Genomic DNA, 16,424 nt, shown 5'->3' with positions numbered 1-16,424 from the left:
TTCAAGTACGCAGTGGTTTGATCGCCATGGCGGTATTCGGTGCAACGGCCGGGGTATGCTCAGCCGTGGCCGGCCGGCTGTTCCAGTGCGGCACCAGCACCAGCGCCGAGAACAGGGCGCAGCCGGCAAAGACGATGAACACGGTGACACCGTCGAAATACCCCGGCAGCAGCCCGCCCAGGATCGCGCCCACCGACCCGCAGCCGTTGACGAAGCCGGCCGCCGTGGCACCGGCCTTGGCGGTGCCGAAGTCGATAGCGGCCGCGCCGCTGATCATCGAGTCTGGCCCGTACAAGGTCAGGCCCATGACGAACAACAAAGCCACCACCAGCACCACGCTGCCGCTTTGCATCGCCCCCATGAACAAGGCCAGCACGACGGTCAGCACCACCAGGCTGATCACGCAGGCCGGCATGCGCCGGGCACCGAACAGCTTGTCGGATGCAAGGCCAATCATGATCGGGCCGAGCAGCCCGGCCAGTTCAAAGGCCGTGGGAATGATCGCCGCACCAACCTTGCCCACCGACGGCATCTGTTCGAAGACGATCACCGGCCCCCAAAGCAGGATGGCGTAGCGCGCCGGTTTCAACAGGAAGTAGGCCAGGCCCAGGGTCAGCACCGTGCGGTTGCGCAGGATCTCGCGCAGCGGCGCCCAGATGCTGCACAGGTTCGAGCCCGGCACCATGCTTTCCGGCTCCGGCTCCACCGCGGGCAGGCCGACGTCTTCGGGCTTGTTGCGCTGGAACAGGAAGAACAGCACCGCCACGACCGCCACCACGGCGGCGCTGGAGAAGAACGCGGCATGCCAGGTGCCGATCAGGGTGTAGGCCCACCAGCCGGCGAACGGCGAGGCCACCAGGCCGCCGAAGGCATAGCAGGAACTCCACAGCCCCAGCACCCGCCCACGCTGGGACGAGGGAAAGAAGCTGCCGATGTTCTTGCACAGCCCCGCCCAGCCGGTGGACTGGGCCAGGCCCTGGACCAGCATGCAGGTGGCGAAGATCGGGAAGGTCGCATAGCTGCCCATCACCAGGGCGGCGGCAGCGGAAATCACCAGGCCGCCCAGCACCACCACCCGTGGGCCGAAGCGGTCGGCCAGCATGCCCCAGGTGAACTGCCCTACCGCATAGGCCGCCAGGTAGATGGCATCGAGGTTGGCCATGGCCATTTTATCGAGGGTAAAACCTGGGTCTTCGCCGATGCCCAGTTTGGCCACGGAAAAGGCTTTGCGGGTGAAGTAGAACGCGGCGTAGGCGATCCAGGTGATGGCAAAGATCTGCACGCGCCAACGCTTTATATCTGCACTGTATTTATTCATGGTGGATCTGACCTCGGAGCTTGAGTGTGCCGGCAGAATTTCGAAAAAACGCCTGTTTTGTTCTTGTGTTGCGCACTGCGTGACAGCCGGTCGGGGCCGTCACCTGGTCAGATGGAACCGGGAGCATGGGATGTTGTTATGCCGTGTCAGCCAGGTCCATGACCCGTCGGTCACTGCAGGTGACGTGACGGGCTGAAAGAGATAGAAACAATTACTGACTGATAAATAAAATCGATTTATCGTATTTCAAAAATAAGCCCAGCTTGTAGCAGGTACTGCGATGTCGGTTTCCCATGCCCAGTTGAAAGCTTTTCATGCCGTTGCCCTGCACGGCAGCTTCACCCGCGCCGCCGAACGGCTGTTCCTGACCCAGCCGGCAATCTCCGACCAGGTGCGCAAGCTGGAGGAGCGTTTCGGTGTCTTGCTGTTCCACCGCAACAAGCGTTCGGTGCAACTGACCGACCTTGGCGAACGCCTGCTGGGCATCACCCAGCGCCTGTTCGCCTGCGAAGCCGAGGCCCATGAGCTGCTGCAGGATTCGCGCGCCCTGCAGACCGGCACCCTGGTGCTGGCGGTGGATGCGCCGGTGCACGTGTTGCCGCAGATCGCCAGGTTCTGCGAGCAGTACCCGGGCATCAGCGTCAAGATCGAGACCGGCAACACCGACGAATCGCTGCTGCGCCTGTTCAACTACCAGGCCGACCTCGCCCTGCTCGGCCGCGACGTGGATGACGAGCGCCTGCTTTGCGTGCCGATGCGCAGCGACCCGATGGTGGCCTTCGTTTCCCACCACCACCCCTGGGCAAGCCGTGGTTCGATCAGCCTGGCCGACCTGGATGACACACCGATCGTCCTGCGTGAGCCGGGGTCGGTGACCCGCCAGACCCTGGAAGAAGAAATGCAGCGGGCGGGCCTGCGTATTCGCCCGGCGATCCAGGTCGAAGGCCGGGAAGCGGCGCGGGAGGCGGTGGTGGTGGGGATTGGCGTAGGGGTGGTGTCGGCGGCCGAGTTTGGCGCCGATGCGCGGGTTTGCGCGCTGCCGATCGTCGATTGCCAGCGGCGCCTGACCGAGACCCTGGTGTGTCTGCGTGAGCAGAGCTCACGGCGCCTGGTGGCGACCTTCTTGCAGATGGTGCAGGACAGTCTTTGACACCCCGGCGTGGCCATCGCTGGCGATGCCAGCTCCCACAAGGATAATGGCAAACCCTGTGGCCCCATTGTGGGAGCCGGCGTAGCCGGCGATCAGGGCCTATGCCGCTTCCCTGCCCTGCGCCACCGCCTGCGCCGCCGCCAGCATTGCGCGCAACAGCACCGCGCAGCCATCGGCCAGGTCTTCGGGGGCGGCGTTTTCGATTTCGTTGTGGCTGATCCCCCCTTCGCACGGTACGAAGATCATCCCCGCCGGTCCCAGCTCGGCCAGGAAAATCGCGTCATGCCCCGCACCACTGACAATGTCCATGTGCGACAGCCCCAAGCCCTGGGCCGCCCCCCGCACCGCCTCGACACAGCCTGGGTTGAAATACAGCGGCGGGAAATCCGCCGTGGGCGTCAGAGTATGGCTCAAGCCGTGCTTCTGGCAGGTGTCGCTGATCACATCGCGCACCTGGGCGATCATCGACTCCAGCCGCGCCGGTTCCAGGTGACGGAAGTCCAGGGTCATGCGCACCTCGCCGGGAATCACGTTGCGCGAGCCCGGGTAGGCCTGCAGGCAACCCACGGTGCCGCAAGCATGAGGCTGGTGCTCCAGCGCCACGCGGTTGACCGCGGCCACCACCGCGCTGGCGCCAACCAGGGCGTCCTTGCGCAGGTGCATTGGCGTCGGTCCGGCATGGGCCTCGACACCACGCAAGGTCAGGTCGAACCACTTCTGCCCCAAAGCGCCCAGCACCACCCCGATGGTCTTGCGCTGGTCTTCAAGGATCGGGCCCTGCTCGATGTGCGCCTCGAAATAAGCACCCACCGCATGGCCGCTGACCGCGCGCGGCCCGGCATAGCCGATGGCGTTGAGCGCCTCTCCTACGGTGATGCCTTCGGCGTCGGTCTTGGCCAGGGTTTGCTCCAGCGTGAACTTCTCGGCGAACACCCCCGACCCCATCATGCACGGGGCAAAGCGCGAACCTTCTTCGTTGGTCCAGACCACCACCTCAAGCGGCGCCTCGGTCTCGATCTTCAGGTCGTTGAGGGTACGCATGACCTCCAACCCGGCCAGCACCCCGAAGCAGCCGTCGAACTTGCCCCCGGTCGGCTGGGTGTCGATATGGCTGCCGGTCATCACCGGCGGCAGTTGCGGGTTGCGGCCCGGGCGCCGGGCGAAGATGTTGCCGACGCCATCGACGGTCACGGTGCAGCCCGCCTCCCGGGTCCATTTCACGAACAGGTCGCGAGCCTGGCGATCGAGGTCGGTCAGGGCCAGGCGGCACACCCCACCCTTGGCCGTGGCGCCCAGCCGGGCCAACTCCATCAGTGACTGCCAGAGCCGTTCGCCGTTGATATGCCGCAAGCTCGATTGCAGAACGTCCTGTGTACTTTGCATGCGCATCTCCTCATCAGGTGCCGGGCCTCTGGGGGCCCTGGCGTTACACGGTAGGTTTGAGGCTCGCCGTGCGGGCGGCCTTGAGGCTGCCCAGGGCGTAGTAGATCAGCCCGCCCAGGGCGGAGCCGGTGAACCAGCCAAAGTCGTAGAACCAGCTGAACGCCGGGCTTTGCAGCGACAGCAGGGTCAGCACCACCGGCACGCCGAAGGCGATGAAGCCTGCAGCGTTCCACGCCGGGTACACGTCGTCGCGGTACAGGCCGGCCAGGTCCAGGGTCTGTTTGCGGATCAGGAAGTAGTCCACCACCATGATCCCGGCGATCGGCCCCAGCAGGCTCGAATAGCCCAGCAGCCAGTTGGAGTAGACGCTTTCCAGGCTGACGTCGCTGACGATCAGGCCGAGTTTCTTCAGCAGCTCATGGCCCATGAGCAGCAGGCCGACCAGGCCGGTGAGCAGCACCGCCGTGGTCCGCCCGATCCATTTGGGCGCCAGGTTCTGGAAGTCGTTGGTGGGCGAGACGATGTTCGCCGCGGTGTTGGTCGACAGCGTGGCGATGATGATCAGGGCCATGGCCAGGGCCACCCACACCGGGCTCTGGATATGCCCAATCAGGGTCACCGGGTCGGACACGGTCTCACCCACCAGCGAGGCCGAGGCGGCAGTGAGCACCACGCCCAGGGCGGCGAACAGGAACATGGTCAGTGGCAGGCCGAAGATCTGCCCGAGGATCTGGTCCTTCTGGCTCTTGGCATAGCGGCTGAAGTCGGGGATGTTCAGCGACAACGTGGCCCAGAAGCCGACCATGGCCGTCAGCCCTGCAAAGAAGTAGCCATAGACGCTGGCCCCTTCAGGGCGCTTGGGTGGCTGGGCCATCAGCTCGCTGATCGACACGTTGGGCAAGGCCCAGACCAGCAGCCCGGCACCGACCAGCACCAGCAAGGGCGCCGACAGGGTTTCCAGCCACTTGATCGACTCGGCGCCGCGCAGCACCACCCACAGGTTCAGGCACCAGAACAGCATGAAGCCGATCACCTCGCCGGTGCCGCCCAGGGCCTTCCAGTCCGCCGACAGCGAACCGAGGAACAGGTGGATGGCAAGGCCGCCGAACATCGTCTGGATGCCGAACCAGCCGCAGGCCACCAGGGCGCGGATCAGGCACGGCACGTTGGAGCCGATAATGCCGAACGACGATCGCAGCAATACCGGAAAGGGAATGCCGTACTTGGTGCCGGGAAAGGCGTTGAGGGTCAGGGGGATCAGCACCACGGTGTTGGCCAGCAGGATCGCCAGCAGCGCCTCGCCCACCGTCAGGCCGAAGTAGGCGGTCAGTACCCCGCCCAGGGTGTAGGTCGGCACGCAGATCGACATGCCGACCCAGAGCGCGGTGATGTGCCATTTGTTCCAGGTTCGCTCCTTCACCTTGGTGGGAGCGATGTCGTGGTTGTACCGGGGGCTGTCGAGGACGTCGCTGCCGGCGTCGAGTTCGTACAAGCCGTCGCGTTCGCTCACCTGCGATCTGGTCTGCTGCATGGCCGCTCCGCTGTTGTTGTGTTTTTGGCTCATCGGGTCGATGGCTGGCGTTCTTGCACAGGCATTGCGGGCAATCACGGGTGCCCATGTGAAATCTTGACCATTTCCACAACCTGTCAAGAACGACAGGACCGCCGGTCGTTTTCCCTGGTCGGCGCACAATACAAATAGTTGTTTTATTTCAAATACTTAACACATGCATAAGCTTATAAACAATTTATTTGCCCTCCCCAGGATCCCCTACTAGATTCAAATCCTGTCAGCGATGACAGGTTTCTGATCTACGCTGCAGCTTAAGTACAAAACCTAGAACCGGCACCAGCCGGTCAAGCCTGCGAGGAGCCTCTGATGACGCTTTTGATTCGTGGTGCCACCCTGATTACCCATGAGGAAAGTTATCGTGCCGACGTGCTCTGCGCCGACGGTGTGATCAAGGCCATCGGCACCGACCTCGACGTTCCCTCCGGCTGCGAAGTGCTCGACGGCAGCGGCCAGTACCTGATGCCCGGCGGCATCGATCCACACACCCATATGCAATTGCCCTTCATGGGCACCGTGGCCAGCGAGGACTTCTACAGCGGCACCGCCGCAGGCCTGGCTGGTGGCACCACCTCGATCATCGACTTCGTCATTCCCAATCCGCAGCAATCCTTGCTCGAAGCCTTCCACCAGTGGCGCGGCTGGGCCGAGAAATCCGCCGCAGACTACGGCTTCCATGTGGCGATCACCTGGTGGAGCGAGCAGGTGCGCGCCGAGATGGGCGAGCTGGTCAGCCAGCACGGCGTCAATAGCTTCAAGCACTTCATGGCCTACAAGAACGCGATCATGGCCGCCGACGACACTCTGGTCGCCAGCTTCGAGCGCTGCCTGGAACTGGGCGCGGTGCCCACCGTGCATGCCGAGAACGGCGAGCTGGTCTACCACCTGCAACACAAGCTGCTGGCCCAGGGCATCACCGGCCCCGAGGCGCATCCGTTATCGCGTCCCTCGCAGGTGGAGGGTGAAGCAGCCAGCCGGGCGATCCGGATTGCCGAGACCCTAGGTACCCCGGTGTACCTGGTGCATGTATCGACCAAACAGGCGCTGGACGAGATCACCTATGCCCGGCAGAAAGGGCAAAAAGTCTATGGCGAGGTCCTGGCCGGGCACCTGCTGCTGGACGAGGACGTCTATCGCCATCCAGACTGGCAGACCGCCGCAGGTTATGTCATGAGCCCGCCCTTCCGCCCGCGCAAGGAAGGCCACCAGGAAGCGCTGTGGGGTGGCCTGCAATCGGGCAACCTGCACACCACCGCCACCGACCACTGCTGCTTCTGCGCCGAACAGAAGGCCGCCGGGCGTGACGACTTCAGCCGCATCCCCAACGGCACCGCCGGGATCGAGGACCGCATGGCGGTGCTGTGGGACGAAGGCGTCAATACCGGCAAGTTGTCGATGCAGGACTTCGTCGCCCTGACCTCGACCAACACCGCCAAGATCTTCAACCTGTTCCCGCGCAAAGGCGCCCTGCGTGTGGGCGCCGATGCCGACCTGGTGCTCTGGGACGCGCACGGCACCCGCACCATTTCCGCCGCCACCCACCATCAGCAGGTGGACTTCAACATCTTCGAAGGCAAGACCGTGCGCGGCATTCCCAGCCATACCATCAGCCAGGGCAAGCTGGTCTGGGCCAATGGCGACCTGCGCGCCGAGCGTGGGGCCGGGCGCTATATCGAGCGGCCGGCGTACCCGGCGGTGTTCGATCTGCTGAGCAAGCGGGCCGAGTATCAGCGGCCGACTGCGGTCAAGCGCTGAAGCGCATCGCCGGCTTTGCCGGCTCCCACAGATGTCACTTCTTCTGTGGGAGCCGGCAAAGCCGGCGATGGAAGGCAACGCGTTCCCCAAAAAAAAAGAAAAAAGAGGAAACCACCGTGATCGATTCCCTCAGCCACCTCCCCCGACCGAGCGCCGACAACCCGACCCTGGCCGAGCACTTCAACGACCTGGCCCCACCGCTCAACGCCCGCCAGGCCGCCCAGGAAGCCTCGCGCTGCCTGTACTGCTACGACGCCCCCTGCGTCAACGCCTGCCCCAGCGACATCGACATCCCGTCGTTCATCCGCAACATCCACCAGGAGAACGTCCAGGGCGCCGCCGAGAAAATCCTTTCGGCCAACATCCTCGGCGGCAGTTGCGCACGGGTCTGTCCGACCGAGATCCTCTGCCAGCAGGCCTGCGTGCGCAACCACCATCAGGAATGCGCGCCGGTGCTCATTGGCCTGCTGCAGCGCTATGCCCTGGATAACGCCGGCTTCAGCGAACACCCGTTCCAGCGCGCCGCCAGCACCGGCAAGCGCATTGCCGTGGTCGGCGCAGGTCCTGCCGGTTTGTCCTGCGCCCATCGCCTGGCCTGGCACGGCCATGACGTGGTGATCTTCGAGGCCCGGCCCAAGGCTGGCGGCCTCAACGAATACGGCATCGCCAAGTACAAGGTGGTTGACGATTTCGCCCAGCGCGAGGTGGATTTCGTCCTGCAGATCGGCGGCATCGAGATCCGCCATGGCCAGGTGCTGGGCCAGAACCTGACCCTGGGCGAGTTGCAGCAGCAGTTCGATGCGGTGTTCCTCGGCCTCGGTCTGAACGCCAGCCGCCAGTTGGGCCTGGCCGACGAAAGCGCCCCGGGTATGCTGGCCGCCACCGACTACATCCGCGAACTGCGCCAGGCCGACGACCTCGGCAGCCTGCCCCTGGCCGATCGCTGCATCGTCCTGGGCGCCGGCAACACCGCCATCGACATGGCCGTGCAGATGGCCCGCCTCGGTGCCCGCGATGTCAACCTGGTGTACCGCCGCGGCGTCGAGGACATGGGCGCCACCGAGCACGAACAACACATTGCCAAGGAAAACCAGGTGCGCCTGCTGACCTGGGCCCAGCCCGAAGAAGTATTACTCGACGATCAGGGCCGGGTGCGCGGTATGCGCTTTGCTCGCACGGGCATGGCTGACGGGCGCCTGCAAGCCACCGGGGAAACCTTTGAGCTGGCCGCCGATGCCATTTTCAAAGCCATCGGCCAGGCGTTCGATAACAGTGCCTTGAGTGACAGCAGCGGCCAGCAGCTGGCCCGCGACGGCGAGCGCATTCGCGTCGACGAACAGATGCGCACCAGCCTGCCCGGGGTGTACGCCGGGGGCGACTGTACCCACCTGGGCCAGGACCTCACCGTCCAGGCCGTGCAGCACGGCAAGCTGGCCGCCGAGGCCATCCATGCCCAACTGACGCTCAACGTGGAGGCTGCATAATGGCTGACCTGTCGATCGAATTCGCCGGTATCAAGGCGCCCAACCCGTTCTGGCTGGCCTCCGCGCCGCCCACCGACAAGGCCTATAACGTGGTCCGCGCCTTCCAGGCCGGCTGGGGCGGCGTGGTCTGGAAAACCCTGGGGGAAGACCCGGCCGCGGTCAACGTGTCGTCGCGCTACTCGGCCCACTACGGGGTCAACCGCGAGGTCATGGGCATCAACAACATCGAGCTGATCACCGACCGCTCGCTGGAGATCAACCTGCGGGAAATCACCCAGGTGAAAAAGGACTGGCCGGACCGGGCGCTGATCGTGTCACTGATGGTGCCCTGCGTCGAGGAATCCTGGAAAGCCATCCTGCCGTTGGTGGAGGCCACCGGGGCCGACGGCATCGAGCTGAACTTCGGCTGCCCCCACGGCATGCCCGAACGCGGCATGGGCGCAGCGGTCGGCCAGGTGCCGGAGTATGTCGAGCAGGTCACCCGCTGGTGCAAGACCCACTGCTCACTGCCGGTCATCGTCAAGCTCACGCCCAACATCACCGACATCCGCCAGTCTGCCCGCGCCGCCCACCGCGGTGGGGCCGATGCGGTGTCGCTGATCAACACCATCAACTCGATCACCAGCGTCGACCTCGAACGCATGGTCGCCCTGCCCATCGTCGGCGACATGAGCACCCATGGCGGATACTGCGGATCGGCGGTCAAGCCGATCGCCCTGAACATGGTCGCCGAAATCGCCCGCGACCCGGCCACCCGTGGCCTGCCGATCAGCGGCATCGGCGGCATCGGCAGCTGGCGCGACGCCGCCGAGTTCATCGCCCTGGGCTGCGGCGCCGTGCAGGTCTGCACCGCCGCCATGCTGCATGGTTTTCGCATCGTCGAAGACATGAAGGACGGGCTCTCTCGCTGGATGGACAGCCAGGGCTACCACAGCCTCGCCGACTTCAGCGGCCGGGCGGTGGGCCACACCACCGACTGGAAGTACCTGGACATCAACTACCAGGTCATCGCCAGGATCGACCAGGACGCGTGCATCGGCTGCGGGCGTTGCCATATCGCCTGCGAAGACACCTCGCACCAGGCCATCGCCAGCCTCAAGCAGGCCGACGGCAGCCACCGCTACGAAGTGATCGATGCCGAATGCGTGGGCTGCAACCTGTGCCAGATCACCTGCCCGGTCCAGGACTGCATCGAGATGGTGCCCCAGGACACCGGCAAGCCGTTCCTGGACTGGCAGCACGATCCGCGCAACCCCTACCGCGAAGCATCCTGAGCCGAACGTGGCAAGGCGACGAGGGTCTGCGCCCTCGTCGCCTTGCCCTCAACGCCGGGTCGAACACCTCTATCATGGTGGGACGCGATCGTGCGCAACCACCGCAGCGAGGTCGACATGCTGTATCGCCTGGGTGCCGATGGCCTGGTGCTGTTCCACCTGCTGTTCATTGTCTTCGTACTGCTGGGCGGCCTGCTGGCACTCAAGTGGCGCAGCGCCCCGTGGTGGCATCTGCCCGCGCTGTGCTGGGGCATCGCCGTGGAACTCCTGCACCTGCCTTGCCCGCTCACCGACTGGGAGAACCACCTGCGCCACGCCGCCGGCCTTGCCGGTTACCAGGGCGGTTTCATCGAACACTATGTCTGGCCGATCATCTACCCCGCCGGGCTGACCCCGGGCATCCAGTGGCAGCTGGGGGCTGTGCTGGTGCTGGTCAACGCCGGGGTCTACCTGCGGGTGCTGCACCAGCGGCTGAGCTTCAGCGGGTGGCGACTATGAACAGGCGCGGGAACGGCAACAGCACCTTGCCATCGGCGGCTGGCGGGTAGTCCTGGGCCATGGCCTGCAGGTAGTACTGCAGGAAGTCCGCCTGCTCATCGGCGTCCAGCGCCGCCAGGAAGGGGCGCAACGCCGAGCCCTTGAACCACTCCACCACCGCCTGCGCCCCGCCCATCAAGGGGTGGTAATAGGTGGTGCGCCAGATATCGACCTGGCGGCAATGGGGGCTGAGCACGTCATAGTAGAAGCTCGCGGTGTGCCGTGGCGGGTGCCTGACCGCGCCGATCTTTTCAGCCCAGGGGCCTTTGCTGGCGATTTCGCGGGCCTGGCGATGGGCCGGCTCGTCGAGGTTGTCCGGGGTCTGGATGGCCAGGCTACCGCCTTCCCTCAACTGCCTGACCAGGTGCGGATACAGCACGGCATGGTCGGGCAGCCACTGCAGCGAGGCATTGGCCAGGATCACGTCGACACTGTGAGGGGCGGTCCAGGTGCCGATATCGCCCAGGGTGAAGTCGATGCCCGGCAGGCGCTGGCGGGCGGCGTCGATCATGTCCTGGGAGCTGTCGATACCGCTGACCTTAGCCTTCGGGTAACGCTCGGCCAGCACCTGGGTGGAGTTGCCCGGGCCGCAGCCCAGGTCGACGGCGGTGTCGATGGACCCCGGTGGCAACGCGGCCACCAGGTCGCGCACCGGCCGGGTGCGTTCATTCTCGAAGGTGCTGTACTGCGCCGCTGACCAGGTCATTGCTGGGTCCTTGTATGCCCGTGAGAGGCTAAGCATAGATCGATTGCCGGGGCCTGGGCCATCACCCGCCCACCGCCAGCGCATAAGGCCCCTGCGCCAGTTGCTCGCGCAAGAACGCCACGCAACTGCGTACCTTGGCCGAACTTGCCGAACGCGCCGCCGTCACCGCCCAGACATCCGCCGGCTGGTGATAGGCCGGCAACACCCGCACCAGCGAACCCTCCGCAAGATTGCCGTACACGTCCCAGTACGAGGCCATGATGATGCCGTGGCCGTCCAGCGCCCACTGGCGGACGATGTCGCTGTGATTGGCGGCCATGGGGCCGGTGACCTTGACCGTTTCGGCGCCCCCGGGCCCGACCAGGCGCCAGACCCCGAAGCGATCGTCACGGCTGCGAAACAGCAGGCAATCCTGCTGCGCAAGCTGTGCCGGCACCCGCACCGGGCCGCGCCGGGCCAGGTAGTCGGGGGCGGCGGCCAGCACCCGCTTGCTCTGGGCAATGCGATGGGCGATCAGGTGCTTCTCCTGCACCTCGCCGACCCGGATATCGATATCGAAGTTCTCACCGATCAGGTCCACCCGTCGGTCCAGCAGCTCCAGCCAGATATCCAGGGTCGGATGCCGGCGGCGTAGCAGCGACAGGATGGGCGCGATGTGTTCTCGGCCCAGGCGCAGGCTGGTGCTGATGCGCAAGGTGCCGCGGGGCTCGCTCTGCGCCCCGGACAACGACTCGAACATCGACTCGACATTTTCGAGGATCTTCTGTGCCCAGATGAACGCCGCCTCACCGTCGCTGGTGATGTTCACCCGTCGCGTGGTGCGGTTGAACAGTTTGACGCCCAGCAGGGTCTCCAGGGTCGCGATGCGCTTGCTGACATGGGCCGGCGACAGCCCGGTCTCGCTGGCCGCGGCGATGAAGCTCGAACGTCGGGCCACTTCGCAGAACAGCTGCAGGTCGCGCAGCAGGGGCTCATTATTCGCTACCAGCGCATTCTGATTCTTCATTTGGCCCGATTATCTCCCCTGGGTTTTTTATTAGCCTCTCACAAAACCGCCGTCGCGGTCTGCCTTGTCCAACAAGAACAATGAGAACGCCATGACTACCCTACGCATCGCCGTCGCCGGCGCCGGCCTGATCGGACGCCGGCACATCGAACTGATCCAGGCCAGCAACGCCTGCCAACTCTGCGCCCTGGTCGATCCGGCGCCGGCTGCAGCCGAGCTTGCCGCTGCCACCGGTGTGCCGTTGTACACCTCGCTTGCGCAGTTGTTCGCCGCGCAGCAGCCGGACGGGGTGATCCTCGCCACCCCCAACCACTTGCACGTCGAAGGCGCCCTGGCCTGCGTGGAGCACGGCGTCCCGGCACTGATCGAAAAGCCGGTGGCCCACACCCTGGACGAAGGCAAACGCCTGCTGGCCATCGCCGAACAACGCGGGGCGCGGCTGCTGGTGGGGCATCACCGCGCCCACAGCGCCATCCTCGAAAAAGCCCGCGAGCTGATCGGCGAAGGCCTGCTGGGCAAGCTGGTGGCGGTGATGGGCAGCGCCCTGTTCTACAAGCCCGACGATTATTTCGATGCCGCCCCCTGGCGCCGCCAGGCCGGCGGCGGGCCGGTGCTGATCAACATGATTCACGAGATCGGCAACCTGCGTTCGCTGTGTGGCGAAATCGTCGCCGTGCAGGCCCAGGCCTCCAGCGCCACCCGCGGTTTTGCCGTGGAAGACAGCGTGGCCATCAGCCTGCGCTTTGCCAGCGGCGCCCTGGGCACGTTCCTGCTCTCGGACACCGCCGCCTGCGCCCGCAGCTGGGAGCAGACCGCCCGGGAAAACCTCGATTACCCAAGCTATGCCGACGAAGACTGCTACGTGATCGCCGGCACCCGTGGCTCCCTGTCGATCCCGAGCATGCGCCTGAAGTACTACGAGCAGGATCAGGACCGCTCCTGGTGGAAACCCTTCAACACCGCCGTCGCGCCCCTGGACCAGGCCGACCCGCTGCAACGCCAGCTGGCGCATTTCTGCGACGTGATCCAGGGCCGGGCCGAACCACTGGTGACGGTCCGCGACGGGCTGCGCAACCTGCAGATCGTCGAGGCCATCAGCCAGGCCGCGCACAGCGGCCAGCTCGTGCTCACCGAATCGCTGTGACACCCGCTTCACCTCCATAACAACAACAAACGGAGACACCCCATGGCCAGTCATCCCGATGGGCTGCATGCCTCACGGCAAACGAAAAAAGCCACCGCCAGCGGTTGGGTCGGTTCGGCGCTCGAGTACTACGACTTCTTCATCTACGCCCAGGCCGCGGCGCTGATCTTTCCCCAGGTGTTCTTTCCGTCCACTGACCCGCGCGTGGCGATCATCGCCTCGCTGGCCACCTACGGCGTGGGCTACCTGGCGCGCCCGGTCGGGGCCTTCTTCCTCGGCCACTGGGGCGACACCCGTGGACGCAAGAACGTACTGCTGCTGTGCATGTTCCTCATGGGCCTGGCCACGGTTGCCGTGGGCCTGCTGCCCACCTACAACCAGATCGGCTATTGGGCCCCGGCCCTGTTGGTGGTGCTGCGGCTGATCCAGGGCTTTGCCGTGGCCGGGGAAATCGCCGGGGCCAGTTCCATGATCCTTGAACATGCGCCGCCCGGACGCCGCGGATTCTTCGCCAGCTTCACCCTGCAAGGGGTGCAGGCCGGCCAGGTGCTGGCAGCGGCGATCTTCCTGCCGCTGGCCTACTTCATGCCCGAAGAGGCGTTCAACAGCTGGGGCTGGCGGATTCCGTTCCTGCTCAGCGCCGCCGTGCTGATCGCCGCCTTCATCATCCGCCGCGAGGTCGAGGAGCCCGAGGCCTTCACCCGCAAGGCCGGCAATGCGCAGCACCAGCGCTCGCCGATCAAGCAGGCCTTCAAGTACAGCTGGCGCGGCATGCTGGTGGTGCTGGGGGTGTCGCTGATGAATGTGATCCCGGTGGTGACCACGGTGTTCGGTGCCGCCTACGCGGTGCAGCCGGCCTATGGCGTGGGCTTCGACAAGAGCGTGTACCTGTGGATTCCGGTGGTCGGCAACATCGTCGCGGTGCTGGTGATTCCCTTTGTCGGCAACCTCTCGGACCGTATCGGTCGCCGCCCGTTGATCATCGGCAGCGCCCTGGGTTGCGGGCTGATGTCCTTCCTCTACCTGTACGCCATCAGCCTGCACAACCTGCCCCTGGCCTTCGCCGCCTCGCTGCTGATGTGGGGGATGATCTACCAGGGCTACAACGCCATCTTCCCAAGCTTCTTCCCCGAGCAGTTCCAGACCCACTACCGGGTCTCGGCCATGGCCATCGCCCAGAACGTCGGCTACATGTTCACCGCCCTGCTCCCGGCGCTGTTCACCGCCGTGGCACCGCCAGGCTCGGACAACGTGCCGCTGCTGATCGGCAGCATCACCTGCCTGGTCACCGCGATCTCGGCCATCGCCGCCTGGAGCGCCCCGGAAACCTACCGTACCCCCCTGGACCAGCTTGGCCGGCATGACGCCGTGGCCCTGGACAAACCCACCTACGACGCCCTGCGCGCCACTTCACTGACTGGAAACCTGCGCCCATGACTACCCTGCTCGTGCTCAACGGCCCCAACCTGAACATGCTCGGCCTGCGCCAACCCGAGGTCTATGGCCGGGAAACCCTGGCCGATGTCCAGGCCCTGTGCCAATCGGCCGCCAGCCGCCTGGACCTGACCCTGGAATTCCAGCAGACCAACCACGAAGGCCAGATGATCGACTGGATTCACCAGGCCCGCGGCCGGGTCGCCGGTATTGTCATCAACCCCGGCGCCTGGACCCACACCTCGGTGGCCATCCATGACGCGCTGATCGCCGCCGAGGTGCCGGTGATCGAAGTGCACATTTCCAACGTGCATCGCCGCGAAGCCTTCCGCCACCACTCCTACGTGTCGCTGGTGGCCAAGGCGGTGCTGGCCGGCTTCGGTACCCACGGCTATGTGCTGGCCATCGAACATTTCGCCCGCGACCTGCGCGTGCCACAAGGAGGTGCCGCATGAAGACCCTGGCCAACCCGGCACAGCGCCTGCGCCTGGGCTTCGTCGGCGGCGGACTGGAGTCGTCGATCGGCGCCACCCACCGCTACGCCGCCCATCTGGACGGTCACTTCGAGCTGGTGGCCGGGGTGTTCGCCCGCGACCCCCAGCGCAACCTGGCGGCGGCCCAGGCCTATGGCGTTGCGCCCGAGCGCGTCTATGCCGATTTCCAGCAGATGGCCCGGGCCGAGGCCGATCGCCCCGACGGCATCCAGGCGGTGGCAATCATGGCGCCCAATGCCGTGCACGTGCCGGCCAGCCTGGCGTTCCTCGAGCAGGGCATCGATGTGATCTGCGACAAGCCCCTGGCCACCCGCCTGGACGAGGCCAGGGCCCTGCTTGACCGGGTCCGCCAGGGCCCGGCGCTGCAACTGCTGACCCACAACTACAGCGGTTACCCGATGATCCGCGAGGCCCGCGAGCTGATCGCCCGGGGTGCCATTGGCGAGGTGCGCCTGGTGCAGGTCGAGCATGCCAGCGCCTTCGGCACCCAACCGCTGGAGCAGCAAGGGGTCAAGAGCCTGGCCTGGCGCACCGACCCCGAACAGGCCGGCACCTCGTCTGTGCTGGCCGACGTCGGGGTGCATGCGCATCAATTGCTGCGCTTTGTCACCGGCCTTGAGGTCAGTGAAGTCTCGGCGGAACTGAGCACCCTGGTACCGGGCCGCCGCTCGGACGACAACGCCCACGTCAAGCTGCGCCTGGACGGCGGCGCACGGGGCATGTTGTGGGCCAGCTTCGTGGCGGCGGGTCATCGCCATGGCCTGCAGATTCGCGTGTTCGGCTCCACCGGCTCGCTGTACTGGCACCAGGAGGAACCGGAGCGCCTGGAGCTGCGCCACCAGAACCAGCCGCACCAATGCCTGCGTCGCGGCGAAGCCTGGCTTGGCGAGGCGGCAAAGCAGGCGACGCGGATCAAGGCCGGCCAGCCCGAAGGCCTGCTCGAAGCCTTCGCCAACCTCTACAGCGACGCCGCCGAGCTCATACGCGCGCGCCGCGAACAGCGCCCCGCCGCCCCCCTGGCCCACCAGTGCCCCACGGCAGAAGACGGCCTGCGCGGCATGACCTTCATCGATGCCTGCGTACGCTCGAACCAGGACCAGGGCCGCTGGACCCCGGTGTGACCTGCCCCCTTACCCATTGAGGGTTACTCCATCGCTGTGATGTGCGGC

Annotated in this window: 14 protein-coding genes; 9 read left to right on the top strand and 5 right to left on the bottom strand. The window is 65.7% G+C overall.

Annotation, left to right across the window (positions count from 1 at the left end; all coding sequences use genetic code 11):
• Nucleotide 1: 1 nt before the first annotated feature.
• Nucleotides 2-1,318 carry an MFS transporter gene (locus ACIQUS_RS11650; RefSeq protein WP_403047006.1) on the bottom strand — a complete coding sequence of 439 codons (1,317 nt, stop codon included), beginning with the start codon at nt 1,316-1,318 and terminating at the stop codon, nt 2-4.
• Nucleotides 1,319-1,598: 280 nt separating this feature from the next.
• On the opposite strand from ACIQUS_RS11650, the gene ACIQUS_RS11645 reads away from it, so the two are divergent.
• Nucleotides 1,599-2,468, top strand: coding sequence for a LysR family transcriptional regulator (locus ACIQUS_RS11645; protein ID WP_403047003.1), 870 nt, complete (start codon nt 1,599-1,601; stop codon nt 2,466-2,468).
• 99 nt (nt 2,469-2,567) lie between these two features.
• Here ACIQUS_RS11645 and ACIQUS_RS11640 read toward each other — a convergent pair whose 3' ends face one another.
• Both ACIQUS_RS11640 and ACIQUS_RS11635 read right to left on the bottom strand, forming a co-directional pair.
• Nucleotides 2,568-3,851, bottom strand: coding sequence for a Zn-dependent hydrolase (locus tag ACIQUS_RS11640; protein WP_403047000.1), 1,284 nt, complete (start codon nt 3,849-3,851; stop codon nt 2,568-2,570).
• Between the two features lie 43 nt (nt 3,852-3,894).
• Nucleotides 3,895-5,382, bottom strand: coding sequence for an NCS1 family nucleobase:cation symporter-1 (locus ACIQUS_RS11635; protein WP_403046997.1), 1,488 nt, complete (start codon nt 5,380-5,382; stop codon nt 3,895-3,897).
• A 348-nt stretch (nt 5,383-5,730) separates the two neighbouring features.
• Here ACIQUS_RS11635 and hydA point away from each other — a divergent pair, with 348 nt between their 5' ends.
• From hydA to ACIQUS_RS11615, 4 genes are all read left to right on the top strand, one after another.
• Nucleotides 5,731-7,176 carry a dihydropyrimidinase gene (gene hydA / locus ACIQUS_RS11630; RefSeq protein ID WP_403046994.1) on the top strand — a complete coding sequence of 482 codons (1,446 nt, stop codon included), beginning with the start codon at nt 5,731-5,733 and terminating at the stop codon, nt 7,174-7,176.
• 116 nt (nt 7,177-7,292) lie between these two features.
• Nucleotides 7,293-8,660, top strand: coding sequence for an NAD(P)-dependent oxidoreductase (locus ACIQUS_RS11625; protein WP_403046991.1), 1,368 nt, complete (start codon nt 7,293-7,295; stop codon nt 8,658-8,660).
• A complete protein-coding gene (preA, locus tag ACIQUS_RS11620) occupies nt 8,657-9,934 on the top strand; it encodes an NAD-dependent dihydropyrimidine dehydrogenase subunit PreA (protein WP_403047411.1) in 1,278 nt (425 codons plus the stop codon). Before ACIQUS_RS11625 ends, preA begins: the two co-directional genes overlap by 4 nt.
• Before the next feature lie 117 nt (nt 9,935-10,051).
• Entirely contained in the window at nt 10,052-10,432 is a 381-nt protein-coding gene (locus ACIQUS_RS11615; protein ID WP_403047409.1) for a DUF2784 domain-containing protein, read from the top strand.
• Here the strand turns inward: ACIQUS_RS11615 and tam are convergent.
• Nucleotides 10,413-11,177 (bottom strand): trans-aconitate 2-methyltransferase, encoded by a 765-nt coding sequence (tam, locus tag ACIQUS_RS11610; protein ID WP_403046988.1) that lies wholly within the window; start codon nt 11,175-11,177, stop codon nt 10,413-10,415. The genes ACIQUS_RS11615 and tam overlap by 20 nt on opposite strands.
• 61 nt (nt 11,178-11,238) lie before the next feature.
• Nucleotides 11,239-12,183: a LysR family transcriptional regulator gene (locus ACIQUS_RS11605; protein ID WP_403046985.1), complete on the bottom strand. Its 945-nt coding sequence runs from the start codon at nt 12,181-12,183 to the stop codon at nt 11,239-11,241.
• A gap of 91 nt (nt 12,184-12,274) precedes the next feature.
• Here ACIQUS_RS11605 and ACIQUS_RS11600 point away from each other — a divergent pair, with 91 nt between their 5' ends.
• The 4 genes from ACIQUS_RS11600 to ACIQUS_RS11585 are packed head-to-tail and all read left to right on the top strand — an operon-like array spanning nt 12,275 to nt 16,376.
• Nucleotides 12,275-13,327, top strand: coding sequence for a Gfo/Idh/MocA family protein (locus ACIQUS_RS11600; RefSeq protein WP_403046983.1), 1,053 nt, complete (start codon nt 12,275-12,277; stop codon nt 13,325-13,327).
• A gap of 42 nt (nt 13,328-13,369) precedes the next feature.
• On the top strand, nt 13,370-14,764 hold the full coding sequence (locus ACIQUS_RS11595; protein WP_403046980.1) for an MFS transporter: 1,395 nt from the start codon (nt 13,370-13,372) through the stop codon (nt 14,762-14,764).
• Nucleotides 14,761-15,216 (top strand): type II 3-dehydroquinate dehydratase, encoded by a 456-nt coding sequence (aroQ, locus tag ACIQUS_RS11590; RefSeq protein WP_403046977.1) that lies wholly within the window; start codon nt 14,761-14,763, stop codon nt 15,214-15,216. The genes ACIQUS_RS11595 and aroQ overlap by 4 nt, the downstream gene beginning before the upstream one ends.
• The gene (locus tag ACIQUS_RS11585) at nt 15,213-16,376 is read left to right on the top strand and encodes a Gfo/Idh/MocA family protein (protein WP_403046974.1); all 1,164 of its coding nucleotides are present in this window, start codon (nt 15,213-15,215) and stop codon (nt 16,374-16,376) included. The genes aroQ and ACIQUS_RS11585 overlap by 4 nt, the downstream gene beginning before the upstream one ends.
• Nucleotides 16,377-16,424: the final 48 nt, after the last annotated feature.

Source organism: Pseudomonas sp. NPDC090755, assembly GCF_044769005.1.
Classification (GTDB): Bacteria; Pseudomonadota; Gammaproteobacteria; order Pseudomonadales; family Pseudomonadaceae; genus Aquipseudomonas.
Note: the sequence above shows the minus strand (reverse complement) of the source record. Positions and strands in the feature narration are given on the sequence as shown.